The organism is Flavobacterium riviphilum (assembly GCF_055231795.1).
Window position 1 is genome coordinate 23,766 of sequence record NZ_JBUYSY010000016.1, and the last position, 24,235, is coordinate 48,000.

The 24,235-nt window shown below is 31.5% G+C and carries 23 protein-coding genes; all 23 read right to left on the minus strand.

Features of this window, described 5'->3' with window-relative positions:
• Positions 1 to 329: 329 nt before the first annotated feature.
• Positions 330 to 656: a hypothetical protein gene (locus ACZIX2_RS12230; RefSeq protein ID WP_463340375.1), complete on the minus strand. Its 327-nt coding sequence runs from the start codon at positions 654 to 656 to the stop codon at positions 330 to 332.
• Positions 657 to 1,039: 383 nt separating this feature from the next.
• Positions 1,040 to 2,179 carry a DegT/DnrJ/EryC1/StrS family aminotransferase gene (locus ACZIX2_RS12235; RefSeq protein WP_463340376.1) on the minus strand — a complete coding sequence of 380 codons (1,140 nt, stop codon included), beginning with the start codon at positions 2,177 to 2,179 and terminating at the stop codon, positions 1,040 to 1,042.
• A gap of 9 nt (positions 2,180 to 2,188) precedes the next feature.
• On the minus strand, positions 2,189 to 2,941 hold the full coding sequence (locus ACZIX2_RS12240) for an SDR family NAD(P)-dependent oxidoreductase (protein WP_463340377.1): 753 nt from the start codon (positions 2,939 to 2,941) through the stop codon (positions 2,189 to 2,191).
• Between the two features lie 5 nt (positions 2,942 to 2,946).
• Entirely contained in the window at positions 2,947 to 3,165 is a 219-nt protein-coding gene (locus ACZIX2_RS12245; RefSeq protein ID WP_463340378.1) for an acyl carrier protein, read from the minus strand.
• 2 nt (positions 3,166 to 3,167) lie between these two features.
• On the minus strand, positions 3,168 to 4,751 hold the full coding sequence (locus ACZIX2_RS12250; RefSeq protein WP_463340379.1) for an HAD-IIIC family phosphatase: 1,584 nt from the start codon (positions 4,749 to 4,751) through the stop codon (positions 3,168 to 3,170).
• Positions 4,751 to 5,143: a VOC family protein gene (locus ACZIX2_RS12255; protein WP_463340380.1), complete on the minus strand. Its 393-nt coding sequence runs from the start codon at positions 5,141 to 5,143 to the stop codon at positions 4,751 to 4,753. Before ACZIX2_RS12255 ends, ACZIX2_RS12250 begins: the two co-directional genes overlap by 1 nt.
• Complete coding sequence (locus tag ACZIX2_RS12260) at positions 5,143 to 6,195, minus strand: 3-oxoacyl-ACP synthase III family protein (RefSeq protein WP_463340381.1); 1,053 nt, start codon at positions 6,193 to 6,195, stop codon at positions 5,143 to 5,145. Before ACZIX2_RS12260 ends, ACZIX2_RS12255 begins: the two co-directional genes overlap by 1 nt.
• A gap of 2 nt (positions 6,196 to 6,197) precedes the next feature.
• Positions 6,198 to 6,422: an acyl carrier protein gene (locus ACZIX2_RS12265; RefSeq protein WP_463340382.1), complete on the minus strand. Its 225-nt coding sequence runs from the start codon at positions 6,420 to 6,422 to the stop codon at positions 6,198 to 6,200.
• A gap of 19 nt (positions 6,423 to 6,441) precedes the next feature.
• Complete coding sequence (locus tag ACZIX2_RS12270; RefSeq protein ID WP_463340383.1) at positions 6,442 to 7,083, minus strand: PglD-related sugar-binding protein; 642 nt, start codon at positions 7,081 to 7,083, stop codon at positions 6,442 to 6,444.
• 2 nt (positions 7,084 to 7,085) lie between these two features.
• A complete protein-coding gene (locus ACZIX2_RS12275; RefSeq protein WP_463340403.1) occupies positions 7,086 to 7,691 on the minus strand; it encodes a sugar transferase in 606 nt (201 codons plus the stop codon).
• On the minus strand, positions 7,691 to 8,932 hold the full coding sequence (locus ACZIX2_RS12280) for a glycosyltransferase family 4 protein (protein WP_463340384.1): 1,242 nt from the start codon (positions 8,930 to 8,932) through the stop codon (positions 7,691 to 7,693). The genes ACZIX2_RS12275 and ACZIX2_RS12280 overlap by 1 nt, the downstream gene beginning before the upstream one ends.
• Positions 8,933 to 8,941: 9 nt before the next feature.
• Positions 8,942 to 10,831, minus strand: coding sequence for a heparinase II/III domain-containing protein (locus ACZIX2_RS12285; RefSeq protein ID WP_463340385.1), 1,890 nt, complete (start codon positions 10,829 to 10,831; stop codon positions 8,942 to 8,944).
• A 43-nt stretch (positions 10,832 to 10,874) separates the two neighbouring features.
• Positions 10,875 to 12,989 carry a bi-domain-containing oxidoreductase gene (locus ACZIX2_RS12290; protein WP_463340386.1) on the minus strand — a complete coding sequence of 705 codons (2,115 nt, stop codon included), beginning with the start codon at positions 12,987 to 12,989 and terminating at the stop codon, positions 10,875 to 10,877.
• 6 nt (positions 12,990 to 12,995) lie between these two features.
• Positions 12,996 to 13,763: an AglZ/HisF2 family acetamidino modification protein gene (locus tag ACZIX2_RS12295; RefSeq protein WP_463340387.1), complete on the minus strand. Its 768-nt coding sequence runs from the start codon at positions 13,761 to 13,763 to the stop codon at positions 12,996 to 12,998.
• On the minus strand, positions 13,763 to 14,377 hold the full coding sequence (gene hisH / locus ACZIX2_RS12300) for an imidazole glycerol phosphate synthase subunit HisH (protein ID WP_463340388.1): 615 nt from the start codon (positions 14,375 to 14,377) through the stop codon (positions 13,763 to 13,765). Before hisH ends, ACZIX2_RS12295 begins: the two co-directional genes overlap by 1 nt.
• A complete protein-coding gene (locus ACZIX2_RS12305) occupies positions 14,374 to 15,510 on the minus strand; it encodes an N-acetyl sugar amidotransferase (RefSeq protein ID WP_463340389.1) in 1,137 nt (378 codons plus the stop codon). Before ACZIX2_RS12305 ends, hisH begins: the two co-directional genes overlap by 4 nt.
• A 12-nt stretch (positions 15,511 to 15,522) precedes the next feature.
• On the minus strand, positions 15,523 to 16,635 hold the full coding sequence (locus tag ACZIX2_RS12310; protein ID WP_463340390.1) for a hypothetical protein: 1,113 nt from the start codon (positions 16,633 to 16,635) through the stop codon (positions 15,523 to 15,525).
• Positions 16,636 to 17,718, minus strand: coding sequence for a glycosyltransferase (locus ACZIX2_RS12315; protein ID WP_463340391.1), 1,083 nt, complete (start codon positions 17,716 to 17,718; stop codon positions 16,636 to 16,638).
• A 2-nt stretch (positions 17,719 to 17,720) separates the two neighbouring features.
• On the minus strand, positions 17,721 to 18,872 hold the full coding sequence (locus ACZIX2_RS12320; protein WP_463340392.1) for an O-antigen ligase family protein: 1,152 nt from the start codon (positions 18,870 to 18,872) through the stop codon (positions 17,721 to 17,723).
• Positions 18,873 to 18,884: 12 nt separating this feature from the next.
• Positions 18,885 to 20,360 carry an oligosaccharide flippase family protein gene (locus ACZIX2_RS12325; protein ID WP_463340393.1) on the minus strand — a complete coding sequence of 492 codons (1,476 nt, stop codon included), beginning with the start codon at positions 20,358 to 20,360 and terminating at the stop codon, positions 18,885 to 18,887.
• 235 nt (positions 20,361 to 20,595) lie between these two features.
• On the minus strand, positions 20,596 to 22,428 hold the full coding sequence (gene asnB, locus ACZIX2_RS12330; protein ID WP_463340394.1) for an asparagine synthase (glutamine-hydrolyzing): 1,833 nt from the start codon (positions 22,426 to 22,428) through the stop codon (positions 20,596 to 20,598).
• A 70-nt stretch (positions 22,429 to 22,498) separates the two neighbouring features.
• Positions 22,499 to 23,548: an acyltransferase family protein gene (locus ACZIX2_RS12335; protein ID WP_463340395.1), complete on the minus strand. Its 1,050-nt coding sequence runs from the start codon at positions 23,546 to 23,548 to the stop codon at positions 22,499 to 22,501.
• A gap of 81 nt (positions 23,549 to 23,629) precedes the next feature.
• A complete protein-coding gene (locus ACZIX2_RS12340; protein WP_463340396.1) occupies positions 23,630 to 24,196 on the minus strand; it encodes a serine O-acetyltransferase in 567 nt (188 codons plus the stop codon).
• Positions 24,197 to 24,235 lie beyond the last annotated feature (39 nt).

Consider the following 24,235-nt stretch of genomic DNA (forward strand, 5'->3'; position numbering starts at 1 on the left):
CACGCTTAAATCTCAACACAAATTTCACAGATTTTCACAGATAAAATTTACTCATATGTACTTCCTACGTTCTGTATCACAAAAACACCCGCTAATTAAAAAAACACCATAATGACTTAAATGTAAGTATAATCAAGAGGCTTCGCTTACCCAAAGTCTCTTGTTTTCGGCTCCCTTTAGGGCCGGGGTAAAACGAAAACTAACGGAACTGACCACACCCTTAGCGCCCCTTGCGTACCCCTTTGCGCCCCTTGCGGTTAAAACACCCACCCTCTTTTCAAATTAATTCGAGCATTCGTGGCTGTTGGCTATTGGCTGCTGGCTATTGGCTATTGGCTCTTAGCTTTTGGATTTTGGAATTTGGGTTTTACCTTCTGCCTTCTGCCTCCTGTATTCTGCCTCCTGCCTTCTGTCTTTTGCCTTTTGCCTTTTGCCTTCTGTCTCCTGCCTTCTGTCTTTTGCCTTTTGCCTTTTGTCTTCTGCCTTTTGTCTTCTGCCTTTTGCCTTCTGTCTTTTGGCTTTTGGCTCTTAGCTGTTGGAATTTGGCTATTGGAATTTGGGTTTTGCCTTTTGCCTTCTGCCTCCTGCCTTCTGCCTTTTGGATTTTGGAATTTGAAATTTGAAATTACTGTTTTCGAATTTCCTCCCCCTGTCACCTCGAGCGGAGTCGAGAGGCTTCACGCTTAAATCTCAACACAAATTTCACAGATTTTCACAAATTAGGGTTTACTTATATGTACTTCCTACGTCTTCTGTCTCAAAAACACACGCTAATTAAAAAAATACTATTATGACTTAAATGAAAGTATAATCAAGAGGTTTCGCTTCCCCAAACGCCCTCGTTTTCGGCTCCCTTTAGGGCCGGGGTAAAACGAAAACTTACGGAACTGACCACTCCCTTTGCGCCCCTTGCGGTTAAAACACCCACAATCCTTTCAAATTAATTCGAGCATTCGAAGCTATCCTCCCACAAAACAAAAAACCCTTCCCAAGTACAAAACTCAGAAAGGGTGTTATCATTTGAAACAACCGAGAACAATTAGCCGAAAACCTGTTTCACTACACTTGCAATTCGAGCCCTATCTTCATCAGTCAAATTAGATCCCGAAGGCAAACAAAGCCCGTTATCAAACAAAGTTTCAGCTACAGAACCTCCATAATAAGGATAATTTTCAAAAATAGGTTGTAAATGCATCGGTTTCCACAAAGGACGCGATTCAATATTTTCGGCTTCAAAGGCCAAACGCAACGTCTCTCTTGTTATCCCTTTAGTAATTGATGGATCAATTGTAATCGCACTCAACCAATAATTCGGATAATAATCCGCGGTAGGAGCAATAAAAACAGTGACCCCAGCAATATCTTTAAAAAGGGCAACATAGAATGCCTGCATTTGTCTTCTTAGCTCTACATGCGCATCTAAGACTTCCATTTGTCCCCTTCCGATACCGGCACTGATATTACTCATACGGTAATTGTAACCGATATGCGAATGCTGATAGTGCGGAGCATCGTCTCGAGATTGCGTAGCGTAAAAAACCGCCTTATCCTTTTGCGCTTTGGTTTTAGTCACTATAGCACCACCACCCGAAGTGGTAATAATTTTATTGCCATTAAAAGACAACACCCCAATTTCTCCGAATGTACCACATTTTTGTCCTTTGTAGCTACTACCCAAAGCTTCCGCACTGTCTTCCAAAATAGGAATACTATAGCGATCCGCTACTGCTCGAATAGCTTCTATCTGATAAGGCACCCCATACAAATGCACTGCAATAATGGCTTTTGGCGTTCTCCCTTGGGCGATACAAGCTTGTATTCCAGCCTCTAAAGCCATCGGACACAAATTCCAAGTGGCTGGCTCACTATCAATAAATACAGGGGTGGCTCCTTGATACAAGATAGGATTCGCCGAAGCGGAAAACGTCATGGACTGGCACAACACGAAGTCTCCTGCTTGTACCCCCAACAAAATCAAACCCAAGTGGATCGCTGCCGTACCTGAAGACAAAGCCCCTACACTAGCGGATTCTCCCAAATACTGCTCCAAATCTTGCTCTAAACCATTCACGTTAGGCCCTAGTGGGGCTACCCAATTGGCTTCAAAGGCTTCTTTAACAAATTCTTGCTCTTTGCCTCCCATATGTGGGGAAGACAACCATATCTTATTGTTATTCATTATATTTATTTATTGAGCACTATAACCTCCATCAACTAATAAATCAATACCTGTGATCCATTTTGATTTATCAGAGATTAAGAATTCTATTCCATTTACAACATCTTCAACATCACCAACTCCAAGAGGATGCATCGCTTTTATTTCATCTGCTTTTTCTTCAGAAATAGAGTTTAAAATTTTCAAAGACATATCTGTAATAACCATTCCTGGTGAAATACAATTCACTCTGATTTTTTTAGATGCTAATTCAAGTGCTAAAGCTTTGGATGCTGATGTTAGTGCACCTTTGGACATACAGTATGCCGCTTTAGCTGGTTGTCCTAAACTCCCCATAACCGAACTAACGAAAACTATTGATCCTCCATCTTTAGAAAAATTATTTTTCTTCATGAGTATCTTAGTAATCAAAAGAGCTGGTATCGTATTTACTTGGAGTATATCAGTTAAGAAATCAGATTTAACAAACTTTAATGGAATAGTACCTTCTTGCCCAGCACAATAAATTAAACTTGTAAACGGTTCATCGCTCTCTTTTACCGAGTTAGATATAGCCGCATCTAATCCCTGTTCATCTTTTACATCAATTACAAAAAAAGAATGTCCTTCTCCTTGACATGAAGCAATAACATCTTTTAGTTTATCCTCTGAACGAGCTACTAAAACAACTTTAGCCCCTTTTTGAGACAGACTTAATGCAGTAGCTTTTCCGATTCCTGAAGAAGCACCAACAATTAAAACTTTTTGATTTGATAATTCCATATTATTTATTTTTCAATAAATTCAATAATCTTTTCTATTGAAGTCATCTCACTTATTTCTTCTGGTTCAAAAGATTTATCAAAAATATCTTCTAATTCAACTATTAAATTCAAATGTCCTAGCGAATCCCAACTATCAATGTTTGCTTGCTTAATCTCTGCTGGAAATTCATTTAGAGGCATTTCGAAAACTTTTGACATGATTTCGATAATTTTTTCTTTCATAATTAATTTATATTAACTGTATAATAATCTTTAATTTCAATAATTTGATCGGGATTGAAGTAATACTTTTTGATTCCCTCTTCTGTTTCTTCTTCCAACACAAAACCCACTTTATCTAAAAATTCTTTAGACATTGCATTTTTTTTGGAGGGAATAAATTCTGCTTTAAGCTCTTTATTTGTTGCTAAAACCAACTTATTAACGATACTTAACAAGGTTACTTTCTCAATTTCTCTTCCCAAAATCCTACAACTTAACAAATAAGAATCCAGAAATAATTCCTCTTCTTTTTCATCGACAATACATACAATTGTAATTCCATTATCTCCAAACTTATCCTTAACATTTGCACAAAAAATATGGCTCCCCTGCTTTATCTTCATTTTTAAATCTTCTTCTGTATAACGCTGCGTTCGAAGATTAAACTGATTGGTTTTTTGGGTCATTTGTGCCAGTCTAGATATATTGCTGTCATCCACAGGTATAATATCGACAACTATATTCAAACTAGCCAAATAATCATCCATATCAGTAAAAATTTTTTTACTTTCGTTCCGAAAAAAATTTTCTTTATACTGCTCTGTTTTGCTTAAATCTTCTGAAGAAAGCTCAAACGTAGAAAAATAATCATGGTAAATTTCCCAGAAAAAATCAACTAATGCATAAGGTTTATCTGGAAAATCTGGCACAGTTACCTCAGGTAAAAACTCTTTAACTAATGCTCTCTCAATAGGGTTATCATCGATAAAAACAAAACTATCTGTACCAATATTCAATTCTTCTGCAATTGATTTAATATTTTCCGCTTTATTTTGCCAATTAATTCTGTAAGCGGAAAGTATTTTATCGTTAATTAAATTATTGGGATTAGTTTTCCACAATTCTTCGACATCAGCTAAATTATTTTTGCTGCAAACTGCAAGTATAATTCCTTTTTGAGACAACGTAACTAAAAGTTCTTGAAAAGACTTAAATGCATTCCCAGGATAGTCTTGTCCTAATTTAACACCATGAGCTCCATCTTCACCTACAACTCCCCCCCAAAGTGTATTATCACAATCAAGAATAATACATTTTTTTCTTTTCAAACTTATAAAATCTAGTTGACCAGAAAACCATTTTTTAAATGGTTTGGTTAACTTAGGATTAATTATCATTTGTGAAGTAAACAAAAATCTCCAATCAACTTTATCTAAAGTTTGTTGCTGAAAAAATTGATTGATTTCAATAATTTTGACATTTGAATTATTATCTGAAACTTTTTTTAAGAAACTAAAATTAAAATCATTAATGGCTTGTGATAAAGCTAAATGTTTAATCTCCCAATTGTTTTGATAATTTTGTTTTAGTGTCAAAATCACAATTCTTTTATCATTGATCAAATTGGTTATTAAAGAGACTTTAGACTTTACTTCTTCAATTTCTTCAACTTGACTTTCGGGGGTCCTACTAGGGTCTAATTGATAAAACAATACTATGTTATCATATTCACAAGATGGCAAACTAACATCACCATAACCACTAAACACCGCAGAACTATCAAACAAATACTCTACAGTATAGTTCCTATAAATAAAATTATTCATTATTTCTCTAAAAATTCAATTAATCCCAAATTTGGGTTATACAAAAAACAAATTTTTCTACCATTAAAAGCTACTGCAGGAGTGGGAGGAATAATTTGAACGAAACGTTGCTTTTTAAGCTCTTCTATTTTTAAATCAAGGTTTTCTACTTCATAGCAAATATGATACAAGGAACTCCCTAATTTATATAAAATTTTTGCTACCGGATTCTCCTCTTGTCCTGGTTCAACAAGCTCTATCAAATGATCGTTTTCATTTTTTAAAAACAATAAATTCACTCCTTGTAAAGGATCGAAAATGATTGTTGAGCATGTTTCATAACCTAAAGCGCGAAAAGACTTAATACTTTTTTCAATGGATTTAGTCGCCAATCCGTAATGATGTACTTTCATTAATATTCTATTAGTTCACAAATATGTGTAGTATTTAAATCTAACGAAGCAGTTGCCCATGATAATCCTGCACCAAAACCACTAATCAAAACTTTTTTGTTATCTGTTTCCCAATTTCTGAGCTCACTTACAATGGTAAGCGGTATTGTTGCAGAACTTGTATTACCAAACTTGTCCAAACTTATCGGCACTTTGTTCATATCGTATTTGAGTTTTTTTACAAAAAATTCAATCATGAATTTATTGGCTTGATGAAAAACAATAGAACCATAATCTGATATATCTGTATTTGTTTTCTCTAGAAGTTCTTTTATACATTTTGGAACAACACGTAATGTAAAATTAAAAACATCAATTCCATTCATAAACACCTCTAGATCATTGCCAATACTTCCATCTTCGCGTACTTTCTCTATTATACTATCTTCTGAAAAAGTGTTTCGACAACCACCTCCCGGTATATACACAGCATCCCAGCCCCCGCCGTCTGTATGTAAAACAGCACTAAAGTCTTCATTTTCCTTTTTCTCCAATAGAGTAGCTGTCCCAGCATCGCCATAAAGAAGTGCGTTAGTTTTGTCTTTTTTATTAACAATTTTCGAAAAAGTTTCTCCATCCAACAACAAAACTCGATTTACATTAGGCAAATTAAGATAGGTCATTGCGGTTGTTAATGCATAAACGTAGCCACTACAAGCCAATGATACATCAAAACAAATTGTATCTTTATTTAAACCTAAACGATGTTGTAAAATTGGTGCTGTTGCAGGTATTCTAAAATCAGCCGTTTGAGACATAAAAATTAAAACATCAATAGTATTTCTATCAACATCCATTTCTGAAAGCAATTGCTCTGCTGCTTTAAAACATAAATCAGAGGCACAAACATCTTTATCGACAATTCGTCTTTCAGAAATTCCAACTGATTCTATTGTTTTCTTCAGTTCTTCCTCTGAAAACAGATCGCTTAATGTCTCATTTTTAACAATAGTGGAAGGAATACAAGCTGAAATACCTTTAATTACAACATTCGGTATTTGTATATATCCCATAATTAACCTTTTACAATATTATAAATATCCCTAATAGTCGTGGATTTTTCAATATCTTTACTTGATAGTGCCGCTTCATACTCTTCTTCCATAATCGCTAGTAAACCTAATGCAGCAATTGAACTCCATTCATCTAAATTTTTGAATTCTGTATCCATCGACAATTCAGAAGCATCTGTGTCGTCAAAAATTTCTGAAAAATCTATTAAAAATTTACTTTCTTCCATATCGATTTATTTTGATTTGTTATATTTTAATTTTTACTGCAGGAACTCCAAAATAAGTTCCTTCATTTTTTATACTTCTTAATAAAATAGCACCTGCACCTACGGTATTATTATTTCCAATTCTTTTACCTTGAATTATGCCACAATTAAACCCGAAAAAATTTTCGGCCTCTATAGTTACATTACCAGATATTTGAGTATTAGGACTAAAAACATTAAAATCACCCACTTCAACATCATGTCCAAGCGTTACACGTGTATTGAATATATTAAAACTTCCAATTTTACAGTTGCAACTAAAAATTATATCCAAAGATAGAATATTTCCTTCACCCAAAGAAATAGACTGTTCGTCTAAAAATTGAATGGTTGGATGAATTACATTGGGGAAAATTATATGAGGATTACTAATTTTTTCTTTAATTTTCTTAAGTACCCTTGGATTGCCGATTGCCAGAACAACCTCTAATCTGAAATCTATAGTATTCAGATCAGCTACTTTACCAACAACTTTGCCAAAAAGGCTTGAGTCCAAATCTTCATTATCATCATAATAACCAATAAACTCATAGTTCTCCTCCTTATGATGCAACATATCCCTCCACAGGCAAAACACTTCTTGTCCAAACCCGCCAGCACCAACTATAGCAATTTTTTTCATGACTAGTTATATCCTTTAAAGGCTTCCATAGTAGCGGAAGTGTTAGAATTGATTCCTTCTTTTATAATTACTTTTTTTATTGTCAAAAATAGAATTTTTATATCCAAAAGTATTGACAAATGGGTCACATACCAAACATCATATTCAAATTTTTGTCCCCAACTAATCGCATTGCGTCCATTGACTTGTGCCCAACCGGTAATGCCTGGCCGAACATCATGTCGTTTTTTCTGTTCCGCATTATACAAAGGCAGATATTCAGGCAATAACGGGCGAGGCCCAATCAAACTCATATCCCCTTTTAAGACATTGAACAATTGCGGCAATTCGTCCAAAGAAGTTTTGCGTACAAAACCTCCAATTGGAGTTAAACGATCCGCATCGGAAAGCAAATTCCCTTGATCGTCTTTTTTATCGTTCATGGTTTTGAATTTAACAATACGAAACAGTTTTTCGTTTTTACCTGGACGCCATTGAAAGAAAAAGGGTTGGCCTTGATTAGCAAAAAACAAACCAATAATTATTATAAACATTATAGGGCTTAGCAATAGCAATCCGAATACTGCACAACTAAAGTCAATAAATCTTTTTAAGAAAATTTCATACATCATTTAATATTCATAAGTTTTCTCATAGATTCTCTATATTTTTTGGCTAAAATAGTTCTATCAAAATTAGTTTTTGCAAATTGATATCCATTGTCACCTTGTAATATAACTTGTATAGGATTATCTAAGTACATTCTAATTTTCTTAGCAAAATCCTCCGGATTTTCTGGCTCAACAAACACACCAGCATCAGCAACTTCAACCAATTCTTTTGAAACTCCATCAATAGCCATCAAAATAGGGCGTTTACAAGACATATAGTCAAACGTTTTATTTGAATAAACAGTTTTAAAAGTATCTACATTTTTAAGTACTGAAGTTCCCATGTCTGATGCTAAAATATATTTAAAAACTTCTGCTTTGGGAACAGGGTCTAAGAAACGAACATTGACAGCTTTCTTTTCTTTTGCCAATGCAATGAGTCTTTTCTTTTCCATACCATCACCTATTAGAAGAAACAACACATTTGTATCAGTCAATAATAAACCTGTATCTATAATTTGCTCTAAATGATTCGCAACACCATGCGCTCCAACATATGTAATTACAAACTTTCCTTCAAGATCATGTTCTTTTCTAAAAACAGCAGTTTCAAATTTCTCAACGATTTTATCAGACAATGTAAAATCGGCAGCATTAGGTATAAAAATAATTTTATTGGGATTTACTTTTTTCTTTTCAATTAAAGTTTGTCTAAAAGCAGGTGTTAACACATTAATAAGTGTTGCTTTTTTGTAGATGAAAGACTCTAATGCATAGGCTATCTTTATAATTAGACCATTAGTCACCACCCCTGTATCTATAGCGGATTCCGGCCATAAATCTCGGATTTCAAAAACAAAAGGGGTTCTTTTAATCAGCGAAATCAAATATCCACTTATCCCTATAAATAAGGGTGGTGATGTTACAATAACAACATCGTATTTTCCTCTTGTCATAAATAATCCTGCCCATAAACTAGAAAAAACAAAAGTAAAATAAGCCCATAGCCTACCTATGAAACTGGAATTATAACTTTCCGAAACATGACAACGTAACACATTTATAGCACCTTGTTGTTTTTTCTTAAACCATTTTCCTTTGTATTCTGGCCTTTTACTATTAGAACAGTAGTGCATCATTCCAGCAATTACGGTAATTTCATCACCATTTTCAGACCATTGTTTGGTAAACTCACTCCAACGGGACCCCCCATGATCATCATCTTCCAGAAAATATTGATGTAGCAATAAAATTCTCATATAAATTTTTTATTTGTATTTTAAAACAGTAGTTATTTTGTTATTAAATGGAAATGCGATAGCTTTTCCATTTTCTTTTTGTCCATAAAAGGACGAATGAAAAGAAGGAATTGCTTCCCCTTCAATCGTAATATTCGCATCTGCTAGACTGTTGAATTCCCATTCAAAGTCATCGAAATGCCAAATTTGTTTTTTTAACATTCCGTTTACGTTTTCTACTTCATCATAAATAATCCATTCGTTTTTAATTTTACTTACAACAACTTTTCTTGTATGAGTAATCTTTGGATTAATATAACGAAATGCACTAATTTTTCCTGTAAAAACAAAATTACTCCCTGTTTCTTCCCACTTACCCAAAAGTGCCTGTGACCAATAAAACCATATAAAACGACTCCCTTTTAACATTTGCGAATGGCCTTCTAAGGCAACCGTATTATGTCCAATAGAACCTGTAAAAAAATCTAAATATTTTTTATCAGTGTTGTATTTATAGGTTCCCGAATCACGCAACACATTTTCTCCTTTAATCCATATATCCAAATGAAGATTATCGGAATGAGAAGGACGGTCTTTGTATTTCCCACAGCGAATGAAACTAAAATTATTTTTATTTCTTAATAGGTAATACCCACCGATATCATAACTTATGACACCGTACTTTTTTGTCAATACCGCTCTAACTTCTTTACTACTAAGTTTATCGTCGGAGTAAAACCAAAAGCCATCTTCATTAAATAGATGATCTTGATATAACCTTTTTCCAGTTAATATAAAATGCAAAGTATTTAATTGTGGTCTATAATCTCGATAAAGGGTTTCAGACAAAGGAAAAAACCATGCTCCATCATTTGCTCCATAATTGGGCAAAAAACCATTTTCTTCTTGCAAGCATTGGTAAAGGAAATCTAAACTTTTATAAGACCGATCATACACCCTATTTGAAAATGGCACATGATGCTTTTCAGTCAATGAAATTCCTAATGATAGCAATTGAATGACTACCCTATGATAGTTCATACTGAACTGTAAAAAAGTTCCGTCTTTATATATTTGGTAGGCAATTTCCTTTTCAAACCAAACCCTTCCTTTATTAGCCCATTTTTTGGTCTCAGGTATAAAAGGAAATAACAGTTCACTTAGTGTCAAAACTAAAGTCTCTGTTATTGCATGGTTGTTTCTAACAGCAATTCTTGAAAAATTGATATGATGGTACACATGATGTAACGACCAATAAATGACATGCTGTATTTTTAACCATCGTTCTTCCGTTAATACATCTGAATTTTTATAAAATGTCAAAGCATAGCACCAATTAAAAATTCGCAAGGATATTTCCTGACTGCATCGCCAATTTGGTCCTTGATTGATCGGATTGGCAGCTATCCAACTTTCTATTTCTGAGAAAACAAATTCAGCATGGTCTTCCTCAAAATGATAATCGTATCTAATAACTGTTAATAAATAAGAAAAACGAGATTTTTCCCAAACATATTTTATATCTCCATTGGATGGATTTAAATCGCTAATTTCTGACCAATGCTTTGAAACATCATAACGATAACCGCTATCTGGATTTGTAATCCAATCATAATCCAGCCCTATATTTTTCCATTCATGACTAAAAAAACAAATTTCACCATTGAATATTCTATCAAATTTATCTTTTAAAGTAGTAATTTTTTCTTTCGGAAAAGATAACAATTCCCTTTCAGCAATGACAAATAATGGAGTGTTCTTTCTCCAAGCATCCAATGTGATGAATGATTTTAATGGGGGATGTACAGGATGCTTTTTTTTAAGGATTCCAAATCGTTTTTCAAATTCATGCTGCACCCGATATGATACATACCGTGTGCCCATGTTTTGTAAAAGTTGTAAGGCCAAAGATATCTTCATTCTTCTTTTGTTTTCTTTTGCAATAAATTGGTTTGTACCTATTTTAAATCTTCACCCAACTTCCTGTTTTTAAACTTTCAATAGCTGCAAATGAGGCTTTGGAAGTATTAATCAAATCTTCCATTGGAATTAAAGGAGCTCCTCCATTTTGAATTCTATTGATTAGGGAATGAAACTGATTTTTATGTCCTTTATCCAAACTTGTTTTTAATATAGAAAAGCCTTTGAAACCAAAACCTTCCGTTTTTCTAAAATTATCCATTACCAAAGTTCGTTCTTGCGAATAAACTTCCACACGCTCTTTGGCATAAGCTTTGGATCCATTGGAGAAATAATTGATTACCCCTGTAGAACCATTTTCATATTGTAATAATAGGCTAGCATTATCGGTGTTTTCTTCAGGATTAATTCCCATGGCGTTCATGCAAACGGCTTTTACTTTACTCCCTGTCAAGAAAGTAATTAAATCAATAAAATGACAAGCCTCACCAACAATACGACCACCTCCGACTTTTAAATCGTGTATCCATACATTAGCCGGAATAAAACCAGCATTCATAGTAGCGATTATATTCATAGGTGCCGTTCCAAGTAGGCTCTTCATTTTTTCTGCATGGGGTGAAAAACGGCGATTAAACCCTACTGTAATCGTTTTTCCTGAAGCCTGTTGCGCCTCGATAACACTTTCAAGCTCATCAGTACTTAATGCTAATGGTTTCTCTACAAAAACGTGCTTCCCGGCTCGCAAAGATTCTATAGACATACTAGCATGTAGATTATGACGGGTAGTAATCAACAACAAGTCGACCTCTTGGTCTGCTAAAATTTCTTTGTAATTTGTGGTAGAATGAGAAAAACCAAATTTCTGCGCCATGGCTGTACCACTCACACCTCCTTGGCTTGCAATATACTTATAATGTGCTCCACTTCCTTTTAAGGCTGGTAGCATGGTCATTTTTGTGAAATTTCCAGCACCTACAATACCTATAACACCTTTGGCTCCTTTAAAACTAGCTTCTTTTAATTGAATGGTATTAGAAGGGGTTTGAATTGGCTTTTCATTGTAACTCAACAGTGATGCTATTGACTTACTTGAGCCAATTTCTCCATAAATTGTTTGGTAAGATTCTAGCGGAACAACTTCTGTAATCATTTTATTGACCACAAGTTTCTTTGACGCTATAGCTTGTAATACGGCTTCAAAATTTCGTTTTTCTGTCCAACGTACAAATGCTAAAGGATAGTCATTCCCTCTGTTTTCATAATCTTCGTCGTAGCGACCAGGACCATAAGAGCAAGAAACCTGAAAAGACAATTCTTTTTCATAAAATTCAGCTCTGCTCAGATTCAATCCAATTACACCAACCAATACGATACGTCCTCTCTTACGGGACATACGTGCAGCTTGCGATACAATTTCATCTGTTTTGGCCGAAGCAGTAATGATCACACCATCTGCCCCAATACCTCCTGTAATTCCTTCTACAAACTTAACAGTATCTCCAGATTTTGGATTAAAAGGAATTACTCCCCATTGTTTCGACAATTCCAACTTACTTTCGTCGATATCTACACCTATAACTCTACAACCGTTAGCAACTAATAATTGAGCCGTTAACAACCCTATTAGCCCCAAACCTACAACCACTACTGTTTCACCTAATGTTGGATTTAATAATCGTATACCTTGCAATCCAATAGAGCCAATAACTGTAAAAGCAGCTTCTTCATCAGTTACGTTATCAGGAATATGAGCCACTAAGTTTTTTGGAATACATACAAATTCGGCATGTTGTCCATTGGATGCCACACGATCACCTACTTTAAACTCACTTACTCCTTCACCAACGGCAATAACACGTCCTACATTACAATATCCCAGAGGAAGTGGCTCCCCTAATTTATTAAAAACAGCTTCGAGAGTTGGCACCAAGCCTTCCGTTTTAATTTTATCTAAAACTTGTTTAACCTTATCAGGCTGTTGGCGGGCTTTTGAAATTAGATTAGATTTTCCAAACTCTACCAACATCCGCTCAGTACCTAAAGACACTAATGAACGTGTGGTTTGTATTAAAACTGCCCCTCTTTTTACTTGTGGCGCAGGAACTTCTTCTAATATTGTGGCTCCTGTTTTAAAGGATTGTATGATTTGTTTCATGTATATTTATAATTGATATAATGCTTTTCTTTCTTCTAAATTAGGATAATTGATTAAAACAGCTCTGTATTTCCCCTTGAAAACAAACAAACTTCCCGCAGATACACCTATTGTTTTGTACCTGCCAATTGCTTCTTTTATATCTTCTAATTTTCCGGCTCCACCTAGAATTGTCATAGGCATTTCGGTTTGTTCCCTAATTAAATCAAATAATTTAAAATCAAAACCTTCCATTTTACCATCATTGTCAATGGAGTTAATCACTAACTCTCCTATACCTATGTCACTTAATTCTTTAAGAAATTCACTTAATTTAATACTTGTAGACTTTTTACCGTTATGAGTAACTATTTCATAGCCCCCAAAAAGCTTTTTCTTTTTAATATCTAGCACAACCACAACACTTTGAATTCCGACTGCATCCCCAATTTCTTTTAGTATTTTAGTATTGTAAATCGCAGCAGAACTCAAAGCTACTTTTTCTGCACCTAAACTGATGATTTTTTTAGCTTGCTCAACTGTTGTAACCCCTCCCCCATAACAAAAGGGCATTCTACACTCAATAGCTAAATTCTCGATTAATTCAAAATCGGGACCTCTTTGCTCAACTGTTGCATCAATATCGAGAACAATTAATTCATCTACTTCCTTTTCGTTGAAAATTTTTACAGCATTAATTGGATCCCCTACATATTTTGGATCTTTAAATTGAGTTGTCTTCACTAATCCTTTTTTATGAACTAAGAGACAGGGTGTTATTCTTGATCTAAGCATTATAATTTTGCAAAATTATGAAGTACAGTTATACCATTATGGTGACTTTTTTCCGGGTGAAATTGAATGCCGTAAACATTTTTATAGTTAACCGCCGAGGCAAAAGGTTTGCCATAAGTAGTTGTAGTTAACACATCATTTTTATCAGTGCATTCAAAATAGTAGCTATGTAAAAAATAGAAACCAAATTCAGGATCTATATTATTTAGTAATTCGTTGTGACGATTTATTTCAATTGAATTCCAGCCTAAGTGTGGTAATTTAGGCTTTTGCTTTAACAAAGCTGAATCTATCTTTTTAACCTTCCCCTTTATATAGCCCAATCCATTAAGTGTACCTTCTTCACTGCTTTCTGCTAAAATTTGCATTCCAACACAGATACCTATAATTGGGACTTTATTTTGTAAAACTTCAACATCCAAAACTTCTCTAAAACCAGTACAATCTAACTTTGAAATAGTTTCATCGAAAGCACCTACACCGGGTAAAAAAATTTTTTTTGCACCAACTACTTGTTCCGGTGTTTTAGCTATAATATAATCAATATTTAATTTCTCATAAATATTGGCAATCGCTTTTATATTTCCAGATCCGTAATCTATAATTGTAATCATCTTTTAATTGATCTTTCTATTCCTAAAAATTTAAGTAATTTTGCTCCTGTTTTAAACATAGACAATTGGTTTTTATAGTCCCAATAAAACTTTTTGGGCAGATTGTAATAGCCTCTCAATTCCTCGGCTTTTATGCCTAATTTAGTAGCAATATACTTAAACTCCTCTTCAATAGTTTCCAGATTATAAGCCGGTTTTTTCATTTTTTCTAATGCTTCTTCTCTTGAAAGCTGACCTGTTAAAATCAAACTAGAATACTGCACCCTCCTCGTATCAAAACCAAAACGTTCTGGAAGCCAATATCCTTCGTAAAACTTAGTAAAACGAGACTCAAAATGCTTTTGAGGATACGGTGTCCAGCCATACTCTTCTGCCAACATTTTCAATGCCTCTTCTTTTACATAAGGCATATAATTTAATGGTTTTACAACCTGAACCCCCTTAATATATCTTAAATAGAATTTATGTTTCAAAACAGGACTAAAGGGATACGTTTCCATTTTATTAGTACCAAATTGTCTTCTTATATCACGAATTTGAGCCATATCGGTACCATAATAAAGGTATTCCATTGGGTTACGAACGCATTCCGTTGAAATATTTCCACCATTTAAAATATACTTAATATTGTACTTGTTGGCAAAGTTATAAAGTGTTGCTACAAACGCATGATCTTGCGGGATATCCAAATGAGGTACTCCAGATTTAAAAAAAGCCAACTGAAAATCTTTCATTTCCTCCCAATTGATGACTTCTGTATATAAATCTAAACCTAATTTATCAATCATCACCTGAATATTATGAACTGCAAGTTCAGAATTCCATCCTCCATCTACATGGAAAACTAATGGTCTTAAACCCAATTCTTTTACCGCTAAATGCAGAAGATAAGAACTATCTACTCCGCCACTCATTCCCAAAATACAATCAAAGTCTTTTCCTTTCCCTTCTTTTTTTATCTTCTCTACCACTGCTTCCATTTCGGCTCTACCCTTTTCATCGGTATGCCAGTTGGGTTTCACGTTAGTGTAAAAATCATTGCAATGGTCACATACTCCATTTTCATCAAAAACAATTTTTGAATCTGAGGTGTCCATGATACAATTACTACATATTTGGTATTCTCGTTGCATAATGTTTAAAGTTTAGTCAAATAAAAGTTTTTGAAGTTTCTTAAATGATTCTTTTTGGTCAAATATCTCTAATGCAGACCTACTAGGAATATACTTGATTTTATTTAGTGTTTTTGCTTTTTCAACCGCATCAGTTAGCCAATTCCTATTGTTAACATCTACGATAATTATTCGGGATTTCATACAATTTGGAAGAGATTCATAATAAGAATTATACGAAATAGCAACAGGGCTTCCGCAAAAAATTGCTTCATATACACTTCTTGGAGAAGAATCACTGCTTGGAATAGAAATTACTAATCCTGCTTTCGAAAATAATTCATACATTTTATTTCGCTCAACACGACCTAAATCTAGATCATTGGTTTGAATTAAGAAATTACATTCCGTTTTATATAAGTTTTCATAAAATGGGTATATAAATGTTATTGCAAGTTTAGACTTAGTTTGATTTCTCGCCTTAAGGATTTCTTTAATTCTGTACAATTCAGTAAAACCACGCATTGACAAAATTCCAGAACGTTGAGATAGTTTTTGTTCCTCATGAATAATATTTCGCTTATAATCTTCTATTGAAGTAACATCAATACCATTTTGAATGATATAAGCATACTTTTTTGATAAATTATATACACCTTCTTGCATCATCTTAGAATCTACAGTAATGTGTTTAGCCATTTTTAATCCATAAATAGCAAAACGCTTATAAAAATTTGACTTATAAGGCTTTATCAATATATCACTTCCTTGAGGTGTTCCAATATAATTTACTTTTGCTGCTCTTGCTAAAACTAGATAATACATTGAATGTGCATGATAAATAGCATTTGGATTTTTTCTAGCAAAACGTCTTAATAAAATGACCTGAATAGGCAGCACTAACAATTTTAAAAGATTGCGCCATTTATCACCTAATGATGACTGACCTCTAAATAGAAAAGAATCTAATATAAGAAGCTTATAAACTTTATCATTCTCATTTACTATTTTTTTAAAACCTTCACCTGCAATCAAATCTGTTACTACAGAGCAATCTGCATAAGGCATTAATTCCTTTGAACTTTTATACCAATCCATAGCATGAAAGTCACGTGCTCCACAGAGAAAAACAACTTTATTCTTCATTTAATACTTTAATAACTTTTCATATTCATTAATAATTTCATTGTTGTCAAAAAATCGCAAAGCATTTAATTTATTTGTTTTACCAATTTCTAATAATTCACTTTCAGAAAAATTAATTACTCTTTTCAAAACTTTTAAAATTTCATCTGTAGATAAAGGATTAAATACTAAAGCATCATCTTGTAACAAATTTTGAATATCAGAAACATTCGAAGCAATAACAACTTTACCTAGACTCATTGCTTCACAAACAACATTAGGTAATCCTTCATAAAAACTAAACAATCCAACAATATCAGATAATGCCATTATATTGTTAAGATTTGTAACAGCTGGATAAAAATCAATATATTCACAAAGTCCAAGTTGAAAAACAAGCTTTTTAGAAGCTTCTAATGAATCATCATTTTTTTCATCACCGTACCATTGAACGTGAATCTTAGCAAGCTCGTCAACATTGAGTTTATTAAGTGCAATTAGTAACCCCCTACAGTTTTTAATATATTGATGACTTGCTGGAACAATTAAATTTAATTTACCGTTTTTTAATGGGAAGTAATCACTGGAGGACCTCCACTTATTAAAATCAACTATGTTATAAATAACTTTATATTTCTTTGAGTTAACAAATGGATTAATTTTCTTGATAATATTTATATTCTCATTTGAATTTGCTACAATATGATCCGTAAAAACATGAAAAAAACGATAAAATTTTAATTTAAAAGAATTTAAAATATTTGGATTAGCGCTTCTCTCTCCTACTACTAATTTCCATTTTTTATAGGGAAATCCAGATAAAGTAGCTATAAAGTTAGCTGCTTCCAAAAAAGACAAAACGGCATCAAATTTACCGCCTCTTATAAATTTTCTTATTTTCCAAATTCTTATTAGATAACTATCTTCTTTAATCAAGTAATAACTAATATTTTTCTCTATCAATTCAGACAAGAAAAAAGGTTCATCATGATATACTAACAAGGAAACATCATGCCCTTTGTCTTTAAAACCTTTAGCCAGCTCTACCATTTGACGTTGAGCTCCACCTGATCCAAGACTATCTATAAAACAAAGAATTTTCATAACTAAATAAATAGATTTTTACTTGCAATATAAGCAAACATCACCCAAACTAGCTTAACGTCAAACAATTGACTCGACATCATAATACCTAAAATTGGTATGATCAACAAAAGAGGCAACAAATAACCTTGCAAACGATAATACCGAAAAGCAGTAGTTAAAAAATTCTTTTCTAAATATAAAAATGTTAATAAACCAATAATTCCTGTATATGCCAATATTTCAAGAAATACATTATGTGGGCTAAAAAAACTACCATACTTATTTATACAATACTCTTCATAACCTGTTCGACCAATTCCAATTATAATATTTGAATCTATATGAGATAACAAATCCTTCCAAATATCATCCCTTCCTGCTAAATCTTTATCTTGAATACTTTTCAATATTCGTTCCATCATTACTTCAGAACTTAAAATATAATATACTCCAATAACACCAATTCCAATAGAAATTAATATTGATACAATTTTTAAATAAGTTTTTGAATATTTAATTAATGAAGCACCAGCAATAAACATACAAATAAGACTTAACAAAGCGGTTCTTGAACCTGTACTAAAAAGCAAATCTATCATAAAGGGGACTAATGATAGTAAAAAATATCGATACTTGCCTATATTGAGTATGTTTTGAAATACACAAACGATAATTATTGAAACAGATAAAGCCATTCTAATACCAATACTATTTTCGTTATCTTCAAATAAGACAACTCTACCATCACTATTTATCTCTACACCAATTCCAAATTGATAACACATTGCTAAAACAAACGATCCAATTGCAAAAGCTATGAGCCCTTTTTCTAAAATAAATTTATCTTTTCTTTCATGATTTACTAAAATCCAAAATATAATTATATTTAGAAAAAAAGATAAGTTAAAAAAACTATCACTCTTTACATTAATATTAATTAAATTAACTATTGTAAACAAAATAAAAAAAATCCAAATTGGGTTTGTGAATTTTTTAATCTTTACATTATTTAAAAAAGAACCAAAATTTGGAACTGTTGTTAAAAAATAAATAATCCCCGTAAACTTCGAAATAGAAAAAAAACCACCTGTGTTAAAAGGGTCCCAAATTTCAAAATTGATTGAGAAAAAAAACATATATAATGCAATCCTACTAGCCTTTTGTAATTTCATAAACACTATATATTAATTATCTATTTTATTATTTCTTTTATTAATAAAATTAAATATTAAATTTTTTAATTTTATTATTAAAATATGCACACATTGAAAATTTGAATAAAATACACTTACAACATATAAAAAAAGAAGTAAAGGAGCAAAATACAAACTTTTAAAGGGTGATAATTGGTAATAGCTGAATATTTTTAAAAATAATAAAACTAACCCAAAACATATTAATAAAATTTTCAATACAACACTCAATAAAATAATCGTTTTAGAAGTAATCAATTTTGATGAATAATAAAAGTTCAAACAAAAACTTAAAACACTAGACAAAATAATACCCCAAATTAAGAATTGAATATTTAAATAAACCACACCAATAATAACAGTTCCAACTTGGAAAACTTTCTTAATAACTTCAATAAACATAAATTTTTTAGTTTTATTAAATACTTTTAGATTTACCACAAAAAAAGTATCCAATGCGAATAAAAAAGTAGGAAATGCTAACATTTTTAAATAGTAGGAAGAACGGGACCAACCTTCTCCAAATAAAATCTCAATTATTACCTCAGAGTAGAGTATTAGAAAAAGTAAAACAAAACAAAACCCAATAGTCAATACTTCTAAAATATTTTTAAAAAATTTTAAATAGGAATCTAGATCCTCTTGCTTTTTTGATAAAAAAGAATAACCTGCTCCATGTAAAGTATTAGTAACCACACCTATTTGTGCATCCAAAAGTCGTTTCCCTTGATAATAATATCCAACTTGTGAGATATTAAAATATTTTGCTAAGACTAGATTATATATATTATCAAATACTATACTTAGTAACGAAACAACTGTAGTATGCATACCAAAAGCAAAAACATTTGAAAATGATTTTTTTGAGAAAATTAATTTTTTAAATGGGCATTTCTCAAAAAAAACAAATAATAGTAAATTCAATAAAGCAGAATTTATAGGTATGGAAACAATTGCCCATACACCATAACCAAATTTAGCCAAAAGAATACCTAAAAAAGAGGCAATAATAACCGAAATAAGCAGGTAGATTGAGTTTTTAAAAAAATTAAAGTTTCTGATTATACTAACTTTATATACGATTTGAAAAGCATTTATTATAATAGTAAAACTAGTAACTACTATAATTCTTTGCAGCTGCAAATCGTTGAAAAAAACAGAGATAACACCCGACAAACCGGCGATTATTAAAAAAAACAGTGTACTAATAATTAAGTTGAATATAAATACTGTTGAATAATCTTCTTCATTTATTTTAACAATTCGAATAAGTGCACCAGCCATTCCTGCCTCAACAAATACATTTGCAAAAAAAACAAAAAACATAACAATGCCAGCTCTTCCAAATTCCTCAGGCGTGAGCAACCTAGTCAAGAAGATATTGGTAACTAATACAATTAAAATATTAAGACCACTCCCAATTACTGACCATGCTGTTCCTTTAAGCGCTTCTTTTTGGGTTATCATTATTTATTATTACCTTTCATATTAAACTAAAAAACGTTCAAATAGTAAAAAAAAGTTTGTTCAATTCAATTTATTCTCTAATATTATTATAAAAAATCCTATTCATTTAATTATCAACATATTAACTTAAATTCAATCAGATTCGAACTTTAAAAAGTAATATAAGCATCTTGTTTTAATCTTTTCTATTATTAAAATATACTTGGCAATTTTATTATTAATTAAACAGTTTATTTTATATTAATTCTGAGTTTGATTGAAAACTAATACCAAATTCTTTACACCACTTAGCTAATAAATAAAGTTTCCAAATGTTAAATGAATTGTCTTCAATATTCAACATATGATCTTTTAGTTGTTTACTAAAAAATGGCACATTAAGATTTGGAACCGTTTCCAAAAAATCATTATTTAATTCATTTAAAATATCATTTTTTAAATCATGAGTAATCCACTTACCTATAGGTATTGCGAAACCTCGTTTTGGCTGCTCAAAAACTTCTTTTGGAATGTATTCATTCAAAATATCTTTAAGAATTATTTTTCTGTTGCCTTTACTATATTTGAAATTGATAGGTAAAGTTCTGGCGTATTCTATTATTCTATAATCTAAAAATGGACTTCTAGTTTCAACCGAAAAACACATACTTGCCCTGTCAACTTTTACATTACTATCATTCTCAAGCCATAACTTAATATTTAAATCGGCTGCCTTTTGAATGGAATTAGAAGAAAACTTAAGAGCGTTTCCATAAAGGAACAGCCAAAAATTATTTCGCTTTTTCTGCAAAGATTTGTACCCTATAAAAATAGCGTTTATAAAATCATCAATACTTTTCAATTTTAAAAGTTCAGAAATATGTCTGTATCTTTTTGGAACAACTTTTAGTGAAAATATTTTAGATAAAATCGATTTGATAAAAATAGGGGTTTTTTCAATTTTTATAAAATCATTTACAGAGTCAAAATGATTGTATCCTAAAAAACTTTCATCACCACCATCACCAGTTAATGCAACCGTAACATGCTTTTTTGTAATCGAATTTAATAATAACGACGGAAGTGCGGAACTATCTGCAAAAGGCTCATCGTATGTTTTTACTAATTTAGGCAACATTGCTAAGATATCATTTAGCCCACATACAGTTGTAATATGATTTGAACCTATGATTTCAGAAAATTCTTTTGCTACTTTACTTTCATCATATTGTGGATCTTCAAATCCGATTGTAAAAGTATTTATTGGATTTTTAGAAATTTTGGAAGCTATTGCTGATACTAAAGCAGAATCAATGCCTCCTGACAAAAATGACCCTAAAGAAACGTCTGATTGCATTCGTATAGCTACGGCATCTATTAACAATTGGTGCAACTCCTCTTTAGCTTCTTCATAAGTAATATCTCTTATTACTACAGGTTTTAAATTCCAATATTCTTTTATAGTTTTAGTTCCTGCATTCAAATCAATCTCCATGAAATTGCCTGGAGGTAATTTATAAACATCCTCTATAATTGAATAAGGACTTGGTACATATCCACAATCTAAATAAATGGAAACTGCTTCAGCGGACACTTTACTTTCTGAATTAATTAGTGGTCGTAATTGGCTACAAATTTCAAATTCACCAGCTTTCCAGTAATAAAAAAATGGTTTGACACCGACACGATCTCTAGCACAAAAAATTTTACGTTTAGTTGTATCATATATGGCAAAGGCAAACATACCATTGATCTTAGGAAGCAAATCCTGACCCCACTCAGAAAATCCTTTTATAAGAACTTCAGTGTCACTTGTAGTTTCAAATGTATATCCAATATCTATAAGCTCTTTCTTGATATCTAAGAAATTATATATTTCTCCATTAAAAGTAATTTTATAATTATTGAAACTATAAGGCTGATTAGATCTAGAATCTAAATCTAATATGGAAAGTCTTAAATGCCCAATTGAAATCCCATCAACTCTTTGATACCCTAAATTATCTGGGCCTCTAAAATCAATCGATTTTAATTTTGCTTCAATAATTTCCTTTTCATAAGGAATGTTTGTTATATAGATACCACACATATTTTTTTAAACAATAAAATTTGAAAGAAAATCATATTTAAACTGACTGAAGATTCTTTTTTGAAATAAACTATTTTTCAAATGTTTTCTTCTTTAAATATCTATTAATTGGTTTTTCGATAAAGACATTTACTAAATAGGCAAGTATTAACATTAGAATAATCACTATAACTAAAAGCAAATATTTATTAATTAATGATCCAACATTATTAAATATAATAAAACCAATGTTTTGATGAATAAGATACAAAGGATAAGTAAGCAACCCTAATTTTAAAAAGAAATATTTATTTATTACTTTCAACTTATCGCAACTAATCAAAAGCATGACTCCATAAAACATTGTTACATAGGTAATAATTATAGTCTTATTTAATGCTGTTTTAAGAACAACTGAAAGAGCTTCAGCTTCATTTATTGCCAAAATAACGGATAGTATATAGCATAAACCTAAAATTATAATATATTTTATGTTAATACCCTCTTTAAAAATTTTATAAAAAATAATACCCGCTATAAAATAGGAAGAATAGTTTATAATAAAAAATTCTCTAATTATTTTCAAAAAAACATTCTGGTCAAAATTTATGACAAACTGCGAGAAAGAGGCTAAAAGCCATATAACCAGCAAAAATGTCATGTATTTATTTTTTAAATTTTTGAAACATAATATAAAACCAATAATAAAATAAAACTTAAGTTCTACAAACAAAGTCCAATAAACGCCATCAATGGAATCAACTAAAAAAAAACCATTTAACATTGTTAAATTAATCAAATATTGAGACAGACTTACGCTAAAAAACTTATCTCCATACAAATATATCACCAATGAAGTTAAGCTAACACAAATCCAATAAGCAGGGTACAAACGTATTATTCTAGACTTAACAAAACCTAAAACAGTAGATTTTTCGATTGACATGTATATTACAAAACCGCTTATTATAAAAAACAAATCAACACCCAAATATCCATATTTAAACAAAAATCCTAACAATGGAAATTCTAAAATAGATGAACTTGCTATAAAACCTCTAAAGGTATAATGAAACAAAACTACCATTAAGGCAGCAATAAATCTAAATAAATCTATTTGATATAATCTTTTACTATCCATATGTTTAACTAAATCCTATTATATAGTAATAATAATAAATTACAAAACCATTAAATCTAAACTTCTAAATTGTATAATCAACTACTTACTATTTAACCATTTATTAGTTACATAAAAACTAGTTTTATTCCATTCATTCTTAATAACTGCTGGATTTCCAATTACTAATGAGTTGGGAGAAACATTAAAGTTAACAAAACTATTTGGACAAATATGTGAACTTTCTCCTATAGTAATATTTCCAACACAAACTGAGTTTGTCCCTATCCATACATTATCTTCTATTGTTGGACTTCCAGATTTCTTTCCTTCAAAGACTTGCCCAATAGTAATTCCTGGGCTAAGATTACAATTATTTCCAATTACAGCACCACCATTTATAATTATTGTTCCAGTATGTCCAAGATATAACCCACTTCCAATTCTTGTTTTCAAGGGAATTTGATACCCATACCATCTACCCAAAAATCTATTGACAAAATAACACATCCAAAAAAATGGATTCTTTTTTGATAAAGATGACCCTATTCTAAATATTATAGAATATCTTACACCTTCAATAGTTAAAATAGCTTTAAAAATTTGAAACCAACTTGTACTTCCAATATATCTGTAAATATCAGATTTTATTAAATCTATAGTCGTCATAGTTTAATGATTAATAAATTTATTTTTAACATAAAATCA